This is a genomic window from Streptomyces alboflavus (assembly GCF_000716675.1).
GTDB classification, from domain to species: domain Bacteria; phylum Actinomycetota; class Actinomycetes; order Streptomycetales; family Streptomycetaceae; genus Streptomyces; species Streptomyces alboflavus.
In genome coordinates this window covers 1-14,834 of record NZ_JNXT01000084.1, presented here as the reverse complement: position 1 = coordinate 14,834, position 14,834 = coordinate 1, and the positions used below count along the sequence as shown (strand labels likewise).

The 14,834-nt window shown below is 71.3% G+C and carries 12 protein-coding genes; 6 read left to right on the top strand and 6 right to left on the bottom strand.

Translation table 11 applies throughout. The annotated features are described in order from the left end of the window. Positions 1-124: 124 nt before the first annotated feature. The 3 genes from pdhA to OO63_RS37805 are packed head-to-tail and all read left to right on the top strand — an operon-like array spanning position 125 to position 3,842. Entirely contained in the window at positions 125-1,363 is a 1,239-nt protein-coding gene (pdhA, locus tag OO63_RS37815) for a pyruvate dehydrogenase (acetyl-transferring) E1 component subunit alpha (RefSeq protein WP_030362323.1), read from the top strand. Between the two features lie 2 nt (positions 1,364-1,365). Further along, complete coding sequence (locus OO63_RS37810; protein ID WP_030362324.1) at positions 1,366-2,346, top strand: alpha-ketoacid dehydrogenase subunit beta; 981 nt, start codon at positions 1,366-1,368, stop codon at positions 2,344-2,346. Between the two features lie 20 nt (positions 2,347-2,366). Further along, entirely contained in the window at positions 2,367-3,842 is a 1,476-nt protein-coding gene (locus OO63_RS37805; RefSeq protein ID WP_030362325.1) for a dihydrolipoamide acetyltransferase family protein, read from the top strand. A 136-nt stretch (positions 3,843-3,978) separates the two neighbouring features. Here OO63_RS37805 and OO63_RS37800 read toward each other — a convergent pair whose 3' ends face one another. Beyond that, positions 3,979-4,857, bottom strand: a complete 879-nt coding sequence (locus tag OO63_RS37800) for a D-alanyl-D-alanine carboxypeptidase family protein (RefSeq protein WP_234311388.1) — start codon at positions 4,855-4,857, stop codon at positions 3,979-3,981. A 269-nt stretch (positions 4,858-5,126) separates the two neighbouring features. On the opposite strand from OO63_RS37800, the gene OO63_RS37795 reads away from it, so the two are divergent. Next, complete coding sequence (locus OO63_RS37795) at positions 5,127-5,858, top strand: GntR family transcriptional regulator (protein ID WP_234311389.1); 732 nt, start codon at positions 5,127-5,129, stop codon at positions 5,856-5,858. Continuing rightward, the gene (locus tag OO63_RS37790) at positions 5,855-7,177 is read left to right on the top strand and encodes an MFS transporter (protein ID WP_030362328.1); all 1,323 of its coding nucleotides are present in this window, start codon (positions 5,855-5,857) and stop codon (positions 7,175-7,177) included. Before OO63_RS37795 ends, OO63_RS37790 begins: the two co-directional genes overlap by 4 nt. Positions 7,178-7,273: 96 nt before the next feature. Here OO63_RS37790 and OO63_RS37785 read toward each other — a convergent pair whose 3' ends face one another. After that, complete coding sequence (locus OO63_RS37785) at positions 7,274-8,098, bottom strand: maleylpyruvate isomerase family mycothiol-dependent enzyme (protein WP_030362329.1); 825 nt, start codon at positions 8,096-8,098, stop codon at positions 7,274-7,276. A gap of 171 nt (positions 8,099-8,269) precedes the next feature. Here OO63_RS37785 and OO63_RS37780 point away from each other — a divergent pair, with 171 nt between their 5' ends. Next, entirely contained in the window at positions 8,270-9,058 is a 789-nt protein-coding gene (locus OO63_RS37780; protein WP_030362330.1) for a carbon-nitrogen family hydrolase, read from the top strand. 142 nt (positions 9,059-9,200) lie between these two features. On the opposite strand, the gene OO63_RS37775 is transcribed toward OO63_RS37780, so the two are convergent. From OO63_RS37775 to OO63_RS37760, 4 genes are all read right to left on the bottom strand, one after another. Further along, the gene (locus tag OO63_RS37775) at positions 9,201-9,701 is read right to left on the bottom strand and encodes an LURP-one-related/scramblase family protein (RefSeq protein WP_030362331.1); all 501 of its coding nucleotides are present in this window, start codon (positions 9,699-9,701) and stop codon (positions 9,201-9,203) included. Positions 9,702-9,753: 52 nt separating this feature from the next. Continuing rightward, entirely contained in the window at positions 9,754-11,058 is a 1,305-nt protein-coding gene (locus tag OO63_RS37770) for a M18 family aminopeptidase (RefSeq protein ID WP_030362332.1), read from the bottom strand. A gap of 270 nt (positions 11,059-11,328) precedes the next feature. Continuing rightward, positions 11,329-13,155 (bottom strand): acyl-CoA dehydrogenase, encoded by a 1,827-nt coding sequence (locus OO63_RS37765; protein WP_033264848.1) that lies wholly within the window; start codon positions 13,153-13,155, stop codon positions 11,329-11,331. 131 nt (positions 13,156-13,286) lie between these two features. Next, the gene (locus OO63_RS37760) at positions 13,287-14,108 is read right to left on the bottom strand and encodes an alpha/beta fold hydrolase (RefSeq protein ID WP_030362334.1); all 822 of its coding nucleotides are present in this window, start codon (positions 14,106-14,108) and stop codon (positions 13,287-13,289) included. Between the last annotated feature and the right edge of the window lie 726 nt (positions 14,109-14,834).

Sequence of the window (14,834 nt, the reverse complement as noted above, 5' to 3'; positions counted from 1 at the left end):
GCCGGAGCAACTGTCACGCCTTGTCCCGGCTGAGCCGCACCCACCCCGTGCGACGGGCTGGAATCGGGCGAGCCGTACTGGTCTCCCGGTGGACCCCGGGGGCCGGACCGACGGAGGAGCACACGTGACCGTGGAAAGCACCGCCGCGCGCACACCGCGCCGCGCAAGCAGCGGCGGCAAGCGCGCCAGTGCGAGCGCCAAGAAGACCGCGAGCCCGGGCAAGGGCGCCGCGAAGGGCAAGGGCGCCGCGCAGGGCGGCGAGCCGGAGCTCGTCCAACTCCTGACGCCCGAGGGCGAGCGGGTCGAGAACTCCGAGTACGACCGCTATGTCGCGGACCTCACGCCGGAGGACCTCCGCGCCCTGTACCGGGACATGGTCCTCACCCGCCGCTTCGACGCCGAGGCCGTCACACTGCAGCGACAGGGTGAGCTGGGCCTGTGGCCGTCGCTGCTCGGCCAGGAGGCCGCGCAGGTCGGATCGGGCCGCGCGACCCACGCGGACGACTATGTCTTCCCCACCTACCGTGAACACGGCGTGGCCTGGTGCAAGGGCGTCGACCCGACGCTCCTGCTCGGCATGTTCCGCGGCGTGAACAACGGCGGCTGGGACCCGAACACCAACGGCTTCCACCTGTACACGATCGTCATCGGCGCGCAGACGCTGCACGCCACGGGCTACGCGATGGGCATGGCCAAGGACGGCGCCGACAGCGCGGTGGTGGCGTACTTCGGCGACGGGGCCACCAGCCAGGGCGACGTGGCCGAGTCGTTCACGTTCTCCGCCGTCTACAACGCCCCCGTGGTGTTCTTCTGCCAGAACAACCAGTGGGCTATCTCCGAGCCGACCGAGAAGCAGAGCCGGGTGCCGCTGTACCAGCGCGCGCAGGGCTACGGCTTCCCCGGCGTCCGCGTCGACGGCAACGACGTGCTCGCCTGTCTCGCGGTCACCAAGTGGGCCCTGGAGCGGGCGCGCGGCGGCGAGGGACCGGCGCTGATCGAGGCGTTCACGTACCGCATGGGCGCCCACACCACCTCGGACGACCCGACGCGCTACCGGCGCGACGAGGAGCGCGAGGCGTGGGAGGCCAAGGACCCGATCCTGCGGCTGCGGGCGTACCTGGCGGCCCAGGGTCACGCGGATGAGGGATTCTTCGCGGAACTCGAGGCCGAGAGCGAGACGTTGGGCAAACGAGTGCGCGACGTGGTGCGGGCGATGCCGGACCCCGAGCCGATGTCGATCTTCGAGAACATCTACGCCGACGGGCACGCGCTCGTGGACGAGGAGCGCGCCCAGTTCGCCGCCTACCAGGCGTCGTTCGCGGACGCACCTGCGAACGCCGCCGCGGGCGGGGAGGTCAAGTAGCCATGGCCGTACAGAAACTTCCGATCGCCAAAGCGATCAACGAGTCCCTTCGCCGGGCCCTCGACACCGACCCGAAGGTCCTCGTCATGGGCGAGGACGTCGGCAAGCTCGGTGGCGTCTTCCGGGTGACCGACGGCCTGCAGAAGGACTTCGGCGAGGACCGGGTCATCGACACCCCGCTCGCCGAGTCCGGCATCGTCGGCACGGCCATCGGCCTCGCCCTGCGCGGGTACCGCCCGGTGGTGGAGATCCAGTTCGACGGCTTCGTCTTCCCCGCGTACGACCAGATCGTCACGCAGCTCGCCAAGATGCACGCGCGGGCGCTCGGCAAGATCAAGGTGCCGGTCGTCATCCGCATTCCGTACGGCGGCGGCATCGGCGCCGTCGAGCACCACAGCGAGTCCCCGGAGTCGCTGTTCGCGCACGTCGCGGGCCTGAAGGTGGTCTCGCCCTCGAACTCGTCCGATGCCTACTGGATGCTCCAGCAGGCCATCCAGAGCGACGACCCGGTGATCTACTTCGAGCCCAAGCGGCGGTACTGGGACAAGGGCGAGGTCGACCCCGACGCCATCCCCGGCCCGCTGCACAAGGCCGCCACGGTCCGCGAGGGCACGGACGCGACCCTCGTGGCGTACGGCCCGATGGTGAAGACCTGCCTGGAGGCCGCCGCGGCCGCCGCCGAGGAGGGCAAGTCCCTGGAGGTCGTCGACCTGCGCACGGTCTCGCCGCTCGACTTCGACACGGTGCAGGCCTCGGTCGAGAAGACCGGCCGCCTGATCGTGGTGCACGAGGCGCCGACGTTCTTCGGCTCGGGCGCCGAGATCGCCGCACGCATCACCGAGCGGTGCTTCTACCACCTGGAGGCGCCGGTGCTCCGCGTCGGCGGCTTCCACGCCCCGTATCCGCCCGCCCGGGTCGAAGAGGACTACCTGCCGGGCCTGGACCGGGTGCTCGACGCAGTCGACCGCTCGCTGGCGTACTGAGGAAGAGGGTCGTGACGACAATGACTGACACCGCTTCGGCCGTGCGCGAGTTCAAGATGCCCGACGTGGGCGAGGGACTCACCGAGGCCGAGATCCTCAAGTGGTACGTCGCGCCGGGTGACACCGTCACCGACGGACAGGTCGTGTGCGAGGTGGAGACGGCCAAGGCCGCCGTCGAGCTGCCCATCCCGTTCGACGGGACGGTGACGGAGCTGCGCTTCGCCGAGGGCGCGACGGTGGACGTCGGCCAGGTGATCATCACGGTGGGTCCGGCCGGCGGCGCCGTGCCCGCCCCCGAGGCCGCACCCGCCAAGCCCGAGACCGCCCCCGCCGCACCCGAGGAGCCCGAGGCCCCCAAGGGCCGCCAGCCGGTCCTCGTCGGGTACGGCGTCTCCGAGTCCTCCACCAAGCGCCGGGCCCGCAAGCCCGTGCCGGGCCAGGGCGATGAGCCGCCCGCCGGGACGTACTACGCGGCGGCGGTGCAGGGCGAGCTGAACGGCCACGCCCCCGCGCCGCAGGCCCCGGCCTCCCAGGCCCCGGCCCCGGCTCCGGCCGCCCCGGCCGCCCCCCAGGTCGCCGCACCCACCGGCGCCCGCCCCCTCGCCAAGCCCCCGGTCCGCAAGCTCGCCAAGGACCTGGGCGTCGACCTGGCCACCATCACGCCGACCGGCCCCGACGGGATCATCACCCGCGAGGACGTGCACGCAGCGGTGGCCGCCCCGGCGCCCGCGCCCGCCGTGGCCCCGGCTCCGGCCGCGCCCGCCCCGGCCGCCGCCCCCGTGGCGGCGGGCGACGCCCGCGAGACCCGCATCCCGGTCAAGGGCGTCCGCAAGGCCACCGCGCAGGCGATGGTCGGCTCGGCCTTCACGGCGCCGCACGTCACGGAGTTCGTGACGGTGGACGTGACGCGCACGATGAAGCTCGTCGAGGAGCTCAAGCAGGATCGTGCCTTCGAGGGGCTGCGGGTCAACCCGCTGCTTCTGATCTCCAAGGCGCTGCTCCTCGCGATCCGCCGGAACCCGGACGTGAACGCGGCCTGGGACGAGCCGAACCAGGAGATCGTCCAGAAGCACTATGTGAACCTGGGCATCGCCGCGGCGACCCCGCGCGGTCTGATCGTGCCGAACATCAAGGACGCGCACGCCAAGACCCTGCCCGAGCTGGCCGCCTCCCTGGGCGAGCTCGTGACCACGGCCCGCGAGGGCAAGACGTCGCCCGGCGCCATGCAGGGCGGCACGGTCACGATCACGAACATCGGCGTCTTCGGCATCGACACGGGCACGCCGATCCTGAACCCCGGCGAGTCCGCGATCCTCGCGGTCGGCGCGATCAAGCTCCAGCCGTGGGTCCACAAGGGCAAGGTGAAGCCCCGTCAGGTGACCACTCTCGCGCTCTCCTTCGACCACCGTCTGGTGGACGGGGAGCTGGGCTCGAAGGTGCTCGGCGACGTGGCGGCGATCCTGGAGCAGCCCAAGCGGCTGATGACCTGGGCGTAGCACCCGCTGGCCTGGGCGTAGCGCCTGCCGGTCCGAAGGGCCGCCCAGCACGAAGGACGGGGCCCACCGCACAGCGCGGTGGGCCCCGTCCCCGTGTTCAAGGCTGCTGCTCCAGGAGCCGCTGCCCCAAGGACCGCTAGGCGACCTTGAAGCCGTAGTCCATCATCTTCTTCGCGTCCGAGACCCGGGCCGCGGAGGACGTGGACGTGAGCACGGTGCCGATGACGGTCTTGCCGTTGCGCGTCGCCGCGAAGACCAGGCAGTACTTGGCCTGCGCGCCGGAGCCCGTCTTCACGCCGATCGCGCCGCGGTAGGAGCCGAGCAGGGCGTTGGTGTTCTTCCAGGGCGCCATGGTGCGGGTGCCGCCGGTCTTGGTCTTCGTCTTGGCCGTGTACGTCTTGGTCTTGACGATCGTGCGGAACCGCGAGTTCTTCATGGCGTTGCTCGCGAGCTTCGTCAGGTCGCGCGGCGTCGAGTAGTTGGCGCCGTTGCTGATGCCGTCGAACGAGTCGAAGTGCGTGTTCTTCAGCTTCAGGTCCTTGGCCGTCTTGTTCATCTGGCCGATGAAGGACTTCACGCGCTTGGCGCGGGTCGAGCCCTTGCCGTACTTGTCCGCGAGGGCGTACGCGGCGTCGCAGCCGGACGGCAGCATCAGCCCGTACAGGAGCTGGCGGACCGTCACCTTGTCGCCCACGATCAGGCGGGCGTGCGAGGCGTTGTTGCGGACGATGTAGTCGCTGTACGCCTTCTGGATCGTGACCTTCGAGTCCAGGTTGAGGTTCCGCTGGCCGAGGACCACCCGGGCGGTCATTATCTTCGTCGTCGAGCCGGTGGCGCGGCGCGTGTCCGCGGACTTGTTGAACAGTTCCTTGCCCGAGCCGTTGTTCATCAGGAAGCCGCCCTTGGCGGCGATCGACGGCTTGGGCGGCGCGGCGGCCTGCGCGGGAGCCACAGCGATGCCCGTGGTCAGGACGGCTCCTGCGGTGACGGCAGCGGCTGCGCTTATACGGCGCACGCGCACGCCCGGGGTGCGGATTCTCAAGGTGAACGCTCCGTTAGTCCCTGCTTGATGAGGTAGTTGGCGGCTTATGTCCCGAATCTCCTTGCGGTGCAGGCGAGATGGGAAGGCCGTCACAGAGATGACTGACGAGAGGGCGGAACGGATGCGTGCCAAACGGGTAAAGATGCGGCCAAGCCGTGTCGTGTGGATCACGCGCGAGTGGATCACCGTCCGGATCGTGGACCGGAATCCCCGCGTATACGTGTTGTATCTATGCTGTGCGCATGCCCGCCGCCCCCTCCGCCGCCATGGCCCCGCCCCCCTCCGCTGCCGAGCACCCCACCGCGGCCTCCCCGGAGTCGTCCCCCAAGTCCTCCCTCAAGCAGCCCCCCGCCGCCGAGCGCGTCTACGCGCACGTCAAGCAGGGCGTCCTGGAGCGCCACTACGAGGGCGGCACGCTCCTCACCGAGGGCGAGCTGGCCGAGGCCGTGGGGGTGTCCCGCACGCCGGTGCGCGAGGCGCTCCTGAAGCTGGAGGTCGAGGGGCTGCTGCGGCTCTACCCGAAGAAGGGCGCCCTTGTCCTGCCGGTCTCCGCGCAGGAGATCGCGGACGTGGTCGAGACCCGGCTGCTCGTCGAGACGCACTCGGTGCGCAAGGCGGTGCCCGCCCCTGCCGGACTCATCGACCGCCTGACGGCGCTGCTCGAACAGCAGCGGGAGCAGGCCGCGGCCGGTGACCTCGCGGCGGCGGCGAGGACCGACCGCTGCTTCCACGCCGAGATCGTCCGCAGCGGCGGCAACGACATCCTGTCCCGCCTCTACGACCAGCTGCGCGACCGCCAGCTGCGGATGGGCGTCGCCGTGATGCACTCCCACCCCGACCGCATCGCCAAGACCCTCGCCGAGCACGAGGAGATCCTCGCGGCCCTCACCGCCGCGGACGCGGACGCGGCGGTCGACGTGGTCACGCGGCACGTCGGCTGGTTCCAGAACCTCGCCCGGGGAGCGGCACGATGACCACCGGCGCGATGGCCGGGGCCTCCAGGCTGCCCGGGGACCCGCCGGGCGGACGGCGGGCGGTGCTCGTGTGGTCCGTCGGCGTCTCCGTCTACTTCGTCGCCGTCATCTTCCGCACCTCGCTGGGCGTCGCGGGCCTCGACGCCGCCGACCGCTTCCACGTCAACGCCTCCGCCCTGTCGACGTTCTCGATACTCCAGCTCCTGGTGTACGCGGGCATGCAGATACCCGTCGGCCTGATGGTGGACCGGCTCGGCACGAAGAAGGTCCTGACCCTCGGCGTCGTCCTGTTCACCCTCGGCCAGCTCGGCTTCGCGCTCTCGCCCTCGTACGGCATGGCGCTCGCCTCGCGCGCGCTGCTCGGCTGCGGTGACGCGATGACGTTCATCAGCGTGCTGCGGCTCGGCACCCGCTGGTTCCCCGTCCGGCGCGGCCCGCTCGTCGCCCAGCTCGCCGGGCTCGTCGGCATGGCGGGCAACCTGGTCTCGACGCTGGTGCTCGCCCGGGTCCTGCACGAGGTCGGCTGGACCACGGCGTTCGCGGGCAGCGCGCTCGCCGGGGTCGTCGTCCTCGTGGTGATGGCGGTGTTCCTGAAGGACCACCCGGAGGGCCACGAGCCGGAGCCGCCCGCGGCCAGGTCCGGCGGCGGCCCCGGCTTCGTACGCGAACAGATCGCGCTGTCCTGGCGGGAGCCCGGCACCCGGCTCGGCCTGTGGGTGCACTTCACGACGCAGTTCCCCGCGATGGTGTTCCTGCTCCTGTGGGGCCTGCCGTTCCTGGTCGAGGCGCAGGGTCTGTCCCGCGGCGCGGCGGGGGACCTGCTCACGCTGATCGTCCTCGCGAACATGGCGATCGGCCTGGTCTTCGGGCAGGTCGTGGCCCGGCACCACACGGCGCGGCTGCCGCTTGCGCTCGGCACGGTGGGCGCGACGGCGGCCGTCTGGGCGGCCACGCTCGCCTGGCCGGGGGCGCACGCGCCGCTGTGGCTGCTCGTGGTCCTCTGTGTGGTGCTCGGCGCCTGCGGTCCGGCCTCGATGATCGGCTTCGACTTCGCACGGCCCGCGAATCCACCGGAGCGGCAGGGGACGGCCTCCGGCATCACCAACATGGGTGGTTTCATCGCCTCGATGACGACGCTGTTCGCCGTCGGTGTGCTGCTCGACGCGACCGGCGACAACTACCGGATCGCCTTCTCGGCGGTCTTCGTCCTGGAGGCGGTCGGCCTCAGCCAGATCCTGCGGCTGCGGACCCGGGCGGCCCGCAGGGAGCGGGAGCGGCTCGTGGCCAGCCGGGTGGAGACGGTGCACGTCCCCGTCTGACCTCCGGCGACCTGCTGAGACGTACGCCCCGGCCGTCGCGCGGGGGCCCGCCGCGCCGCCGGGTTCCGGGACCGCCCCGGAACCCCGGCCGGCGCGCTACGGCGTGACGGCGAACTCCCCGAGGATCGCGTCGCCGAGCTCCTGGTCGCCCTCGACCTTCACCCGGTCCTTGACGGCCGCGTACGAGACCCGCCCGCAGGCGAGCCGGAAGTACGTGTCCCAGTCCATGCCGATGGTGGCGAGCGGGCCGAGCGAGGGGGCGCTGTCCACCGTCGCCCTGCCCTCCGCGTCGACGCGCACCGTGCGCAGGAACTCGACGGGGCCGCTCACGTCGAAGACCACCGCGGAGTTCGCCGGGGCGCCCGCCTTCTTCGCGACCACCTTCGGCAGCCCCTGCAGCAGCAGGTCACGGGCGACGTACGCGCCCGGCGACTCGATGTTCCCCGGCTTCCTGAGGGCCGTGCGCAGGTCCTGCTCGTGCACCCACACGTCGAACGCCCGCGTCCGCATGGCCAGTTCCAGGGTCTGCTCGGTACCGAGCGGGCCGCGCACCTTCGTCGAGGGGTCACGGGACTCGTTCCGCAGCTGCCGGGAGCGGCGGATGATCGTGTACTCCAGCTCGGAGGTCATCTCGGGTGCCGTGTGGTGGCGGCGGACGTCGACCTGCATCTCCATGTAGCGCTGGCCCTCGGTCTGTACGTGGTACAGGTCGCGCGGCAGGGTGTGGATCGGGCGCGGGTCCCCCAGTATCTCGCAGTCGAGGCCGATGACGTGGGACACGATGTCCCGCACGGACCAGGCCGGGCAGGGGGTCGGCTGGTTCCACTCCCCCTCGGCGAGGGGGGACACCAGCTCGGATATCGCTTCCACGGAGTGGGTCCAGGCATCGGCGTAGGTTTGAAGGCTGGGATGGAGACTCACGGGACCCCTCGGCGGTCGTACGCGGGCGGCGGTGGGTGTCTGGGACGCGTCGTGGGGGTCCGGGGGGTTCCCCCGGAAAATCACAGTACGCTGCCCGCTGGCACCCCGGCAGTGCTTTCGTGTGACGATCGTAGGCCTACTTGACGGCTCGAATGCCAGGACGGTGGTAGTGTGCGCGCCTCTCTCCTCCAGATCGCCGTAGACGATGACGAATCAGTCAATTCCCGTCGTCAGCGGGTGTCTTCGCTGGTACGCGAGGTCGCCGAGCGGGAGCGTTCCGCCCTGCTCGTGCTGCCCGAACTGTGGACGACGGGGGCCTTCGCCTACGAGTCCTTCGACGCCGAGGCCGAGCCGCTCCAGGGGCCCACGTACGAAGTGATGGCCAAGGCCGCGCGGGAGTCCGGGGTGTGGCTGCACGCCGGGTCGATCCCGGAACGCGCCCCCGACGGGGGTCTGTACAACACCTCCCTCGTCTTCTCGCCCGAGGGCGAGCTCGCCGCCTCCTACCGGAAGATCCACCGGTTCGGCTTCGACAAGGGCGAGGCCGTGATGATGGGCGCGGGCACGGAGCTGGTCACCGCCCGGGCGCCCGAGGCCGTGCTCGGCCTCGCCACCTGCTACGACCTGCGCTTTCCCGAGCTGTTCCGGGGGCTCGTCGACGCCGGGGCCGAGGTGTTCGTCGTGCCCGCGGGGTGGCCTGCGCGGCGGCGGGCGCACTGGTCGCTGTTCGCGCGGGCCCGGGCCGTCGAGGACCAGGTGTTCGTGTTGGCGTGCGGGACCGCGGGGACGCATGCGGGGGTGCCGCAGGCGGGGGCCAGCGTGGTGGTCGACCCGTGGGGTGAGGTTCTGGCCGAGGCGGCCGGGGCGGAGGAGGTTGTGCTTACGGTGGACCTCGACTTGGCCAAGGTGGCTCAGACCCGGGAGGAGTTCCCGGCGCTCAAGGACCGCAGGTTGTCGTAACGGTCGCCGTCGGACGGGGCTGTGCCCACCCTCCCCCAAGCTCTCGGCTTCGCTCGAGCAGGGGGGACCCCCATCGCCCCTGGCGGCCCAGCTGCCCACAGGGTTGGACGGCAGCTGCGGGGCAGGCCGACGGGGTGAGCCGCTAGTCCGTTGCGCCGCGTTCCTTCTCCGCCAGGTGGATCACGCAGACCGTGATCGCCACGAGCAGGGCCGGGTCGGCGTCCTCGCGGGTGATGTGGAGGCCGTAGGTGTCGCGGACGGTGAACCAGCGCCGTGAGATGTCCGCGAGGAGTTCGCCCTCGTACTCGACGGCGAACTCGCGGTCCAGGATCTTGCCGCTGACGTCGAGGGTGTTCGATCCGTCGGCCAGCTCCACCCGGTAGTGATTGCGCAGCAGGGAAAGGCGCTTGCGTTTGACGCGGGCGAGCGGCTCGCCCTCGCGCTCGATCACCATCGTGTCGCGCAGGGCGAGCATCTTCGCGTGGATGTCGATGAGGACCCGCCCCTGTGGATCCTTCAGCTCGAAGGTGTCCCGCAGCCGCATCGCCTTGCCGTCGACGAGGAAGACCTTCTGGCCCCGGTCGTCCTCGATCCAGTAGTCGTCGCCGATGCCGAAGAGCCGGTCGCGTACGAGAAGTCTCATGCGCCCATGAGTACCCCGATACGGGGCGATATCCCCCCGGCGACCGGCCGGTTCAGCCCTCCAGGAACGCGAGCAGCGCGTCCGCGAGGAGGTGCGGGTCGTCCGCGCCGCACAGCTCGCGCGCACTGTGCATCGACAGGATCGCCACGCCGATGTCGACCGTCTTGATGCCGTGCCGCGCGGCCGTGATCGGGCCGATCGTCGTGCCGCAGGGCATCGAGTTGTTGGAGACGAACGCCTGGAACGGCACGCCCGCCTTCTCGCAGGCGGCGGCGAAGACGGCGCGGCCGCCGCCGTCGGTGGCGTACCGGTTGTTGACGTTCACCTTCAGGATCGGGCCCCGGTTGGCGCGCGGGTGGTGCGTCGGGTCGTGCCGCTCGGCGTAGTTGGGGTGGACGGCGTGGCCGGTGTCGGACGACAGACAGACGGTGCCCGCGAAGGCCCGCGCCTTGTCCTCGTACGTACCGCCGCGCGCGAACACCGAACGCTCCAGGACCGTGCCGAGCAGCGGGCCGTCGGCGCCGGTGTCGGACTGGGAGCCGTTCTCCTCGTGGTCGAAGGCGGCGAGGACGGGGATGTACGGGAGCGCGTCGGCGTCGGGGGAAGTGGCCGCGGCGGCGAGCGCCGCCGTACCGGCGTGCACGGACAGGAGGTTGTCCATGCGGGGGCCCGCGAGCAGGTCGCGGTCGCGGCCCAGGTACGCGGGCGGCTCGATGGAGTGCGTCATCAGGTCCCAGCCGGTCACCTCGCCGGGGGCGAGGCCGCACTCCTCCTCGACGAAGCGGATCAGGTCGCCCTCGCGGACGTCCTCGCCGAGGCCCCAGATGGGCTGCATGTGCTTCTGCTTGTCGAGCTTCAGGCCGTCGGTGTGCACCGAACGGTCCATGTGGATGGCCAGTTGGGGTACGCGGAGCAGGGCGCGGTCGATGTTGACCAGGCGGGAGGTGCCGTCGCGCAGGGACAGGCGGCCCGCCAGGCCCAGGTCGCGGTCCAGCCAGGAGTTGAGCAGGGGGCCGCCGTAGATCTCCACGGCCACCTGGCGCCAGCCGTGCGCACCGGTGTCCGGCAGGGGCTTGACGCGCAGGTTCGGGGAGTCGGTGTGGGCGCCGACGATGCGGTACGGGGTGTGGGGGGCGGTGCCCTCCGGGACGTACCACGCGACGATCGCGCCGCCCCGCAGCACGTACTTGCCGCCGGTCGAGCCGTCCCAGGTGTCGGTCTCGGCGACCTGCCGGAAGCCGGCTTTCTCCAGGCGCTCGGCGGCGCTCGCCACGGCGTGGTACGGGGAGGGGCTCGCCGCCAGGAAGGTGATGAGGTCGTCGGTGTGGCCGCGGTCGAAGCGGGCGCGTGTGCTCATGGCGTCACCTTAGCTACGCCCCTGCGGGGGGCTGGTGCGGGTTTCCTGTCCCGCCGCTTCGCGGCGGATATCTCCCACCCGCCCCCAAGCTCTTAAGGAGCAGGGGGGACCCCCATCCCGTTTCTGCCTCACAGCAAAGTGACCCCCGCCCGTGGGGGCCGTTCGCCGTCGGCGGCTGCCCGGCTGCCCGGCCTTCGCCTCTGGCCGTGCGGCCCGTTCGCGCATGGCTGTGGCCCGCCCCGGTGCGGAGGCGGGCCACAGGGGGTGGGGCTAGAACGCCGCCTCGTCCAGTTCCATCAGGTCGAGGGTCACGCTCTCGGAGAGGGCGCGCTGGGTGGCCACGCCCGGCAGGACGTTCGCGGCGAAGAATTTCGCGGCGGCGATCTTGCCCTGGTAGAACGCCTGGTCCTTCGCCGTGGCGGTCTCCAGCTTCTCGGCGGCGACGGCGGCACCCCGCAGGAGCAGGTACCCGACGACGACGTCGCCGGAGGCGAGGAGGAGGCGGGTGGTGTTGAGGCCGACCTTGTAGATGGACTTGACGTCCTGCTCCGTGGCCGCGAGGTCGGTGAGCATGACGCCGACCATGGCCTCCAGCTCGACGGCCGCCTTGGCCAGCTCCTCGCGGGCCCCGGCGAGCTGCTCGCCGCCGGTGCCGACGGCGAGGAACTTCTTGATGTCCTCGGCGAGGCCGTTCAGCGCGGCACCCTGGTTGCGGACGATCTTCCGGAAGAAGAAGTCCTGGCCCTGGATCGCGGTGGTGCCCTCGTAGAGGGTGTCGATCTTGGCGTCGCGGATGTACTGCTCGATCGGGTACTCCTGGAGGTAACCCGAGCCGCCGAACGTCTGGAGCGACTGCGCCAGCTGCTCGTAGGCCTTCTCCGAGCCGTAGCCCTTCACGATGGGCAGGAGCAGGTCGTTCAGGGCGTGGAGCTGCGAGGCGTCCTCGTCGTTCGCCTCCTTGACCGCGATCTCGTCCTGGACGGCGGCGGTGTGCAGGACGAGATCGCGCATGCCCTCCGCGTACGCCTTCTGCGTCATCAGGGAGCGGCGCACGTCCGGGTGGTGAGTGATCGTCACCTTCGGCGCGGTCTTGTCCATGAACTGGGCGAGGTCGGGGCCCTGGACGCGCTCCTTGGCGTACTCCAGGGCGTTCAGGTAGCCCGTGGAGAGCGTCGAGATCGCCTTCGTGCCGACCATCATGCGGGCGAACTCGATGATGCGGAACATCTGGCGGATGCCGTCGTGCTTGTCGCCGATCAGCCAGCCCTTGGCGGGGTGCTGGTCGCCGAACGTCATCTCGCAGGTGTTGGACGCCTTCAGGCCCATCTTGTGCTCGACGTTGGTCGCGTAGACGCCGTTGCGCTCGCCGAGCTCGCCGGTCTCCCAGTCGAAGTCGTACTTCGGCACGAGGAAGAGGGACAGGCCCTTGGTGCCGGGGCCGTGGCCCTCGGGGCGGGCGAGGACGTAGTGGAGGATGTTCTCCGACATGTCGTGCTCACCGGACGTGATGAAGCGCTTCACGCCCTCGATGTGCCAGGAGCCGTCCTCCTGCTGCACGGCCTTGGTGCGGCCCGCGCCCACGTCGGAGCCCGCGTCCGGCTCGGTGAGGACCATCGTGGAGCCCCACTGCTTCTCCACGGCGATCTCGGCGACCTTCTTCTGCGCCTCGTTGCCCTCCTCGAAGAGGATGCCGGCGAAGGCCGGGCCGGAGGAGTACATCCAGACCGCCGGGTTGGCGCCGAGCAGCAGCTCCGCGTACGCCCAGATCAGGGAGCGGGGGGCGGTGGTGCCGCCGATCTCCTCGGGGAGGCCGAGGCGCCAGTACTCGGAGTCCATGAAGGCCTGGTAGCTCTTCTTGAAGGAGGCCGGGACCGGGGCGGTGCTGGTCGCCGGGTCGAAGACCGGCGGGTTGCGGTCGGCGTCCTCGTAGGACTCGGCGAGCTCGTTCTCGGCGAGGCGGCACAGCTCGCTGAGGATGCTCTTGGCGGTCTCGACGTCCATCTCCGCGAACGGGCCGCTGCCGTACAGCTTGTCGCGGCCGAGCACCTCGAAGAGGTTGAACTCGATGTCGCGGAGATTCGACTTGTAGTGCCCCATGGCGACGGCTCCGTAAGTGGCTTGGGAGGCTGGAATCCTCGTGGGCGTACCAGTAAGTAGCTAGTCGTTGACCATGATGCTACCCGTCGGTAATAAGGGGCAACCCCTGATGGCCCAAGTGTGAGCAGGGTCTATTCGGCGGCCCTGGCCGACGGCCCCGACTCCACCTCCGCCAGGAAGCCCGTGATCAAGCGCTGCCACCGCGCCGGGTCCTCGGCGAAGGGGAGGTGGCCTGTGCCCATCTCGGCCACTTCGGCACCCTTGATCCCGGCTGCCACCTCGCGCTGGAGGGCGGGCGGGACCAGCTGGTCCCGCGTGGTCGTGATGACCAGGGTCGGGGCGGTTATGGCCGCCAGATCCGCGCGGACGTCCGTGCGGAGCACCAGGTCGACGTGGTCCGCGCTGCCCTCGGGGGCCGATTCCGCCGTGCCCCGCAGGGCCGCCGCGAGCTGCTCCGGGGACAGGGCGTCCAGGGCCTCGGGGCTCAGGGCGAGCGGGAGCAGGAAGCGGGCCAGCTCGTCCCGGTCGCGGGACGAGGCCAGGTGGTGCCAGGTCTGGGCGGTGAGGGTCATGCGGGTGTCCGGGCGGGCGAAGTGGGCCGTCAGGACCAGGGCCCTCACCCGGTCCGGGTGGCGGGCCGCCGTGCGGACGGCCACCGCCGTGCCCAGCGAATACCCCGCCAGGGCGAAGGTGTCCGCGCCCTCCGCGTCGGCCGCGGCGATCAGCTCGTCCGCGAGGGTGTCCAGCGTGAGGGGCTCCTTGGTGCGGGGTGTCTGCCCCGTGCCCGGGTAGTCGACGGCCACGGCTCTGTGGGTCGCCGCCAGGGTCGGCAGGATCGGGCCGAAGTTGGCCTCCACGGAGCCGCCCGCGCCGTGTGCCAGGAGCAGGGCGGGGCCCTCTCCGAGGGTGGTTCGGGCGTACGGCGCCTCGGTCGTGCGTGTGTCTGTGCTCATGCCTGCGGACATGCCTGGGTCCCCCTCGGGTCGAGTATCTGTAGCCCCCGCTACAAAAACGGTAGCCGCCTCGTCGCTCATTTGTCTAGCGACCGCTACATAAACTTTCTGTCGGCGGCTGCGGGTCCGTGGCTCCGCCGCCGCTTCGCGGCGGATGTCTCCCACCCCGCCCGCCCATTTCTGGTTCACCGCGAGGTGAACGCCGCCAGTGGGGGGCATTCGCCATCGGCGGCCGCAGGCGCCGGGCCCCGCAGGCGCCGGGCCCCGCAGGCGTCGGGCCCCGGGGGCAGCCGGACCTCGGGGGCAGCCGGGCCCCGGGGCAGCCGGGCGTCGGGGGTAGTCGGACCTCGGGGGCAGCCGGGCGTCGGGGGTAGTCGGACCTCGGGGGCAGCCGGGCGTCGGGGGCAGTCGGGCCTCGGGAGCAGTCGGGCCTCGGGGATGGCCGGGCGTCGGCGGTGGCGGGGCCTCGGAGGTGGGCGGGTGGGGGACATCCGCCGCGAAGCGGCGGCGAGGCCGCGGGCCTGCAGTCGCCGATGGTGGACGACCCCCGCGGGCGGCGTTCACCCTGCGGTGGGCCAGAAGCGGGATGGGGGTCCCCCCTGCTCCTTAAGAGCTTGGGGGCGGGTGGGAGATGTCCGCCGCGGAGCGGCGGTGAGGTCACGGGTCTGCAGTCGCCGATGGCGGGTGACCCCCAGGGGCGGCGCTCACCCTGCGGTGGGCCAGAAG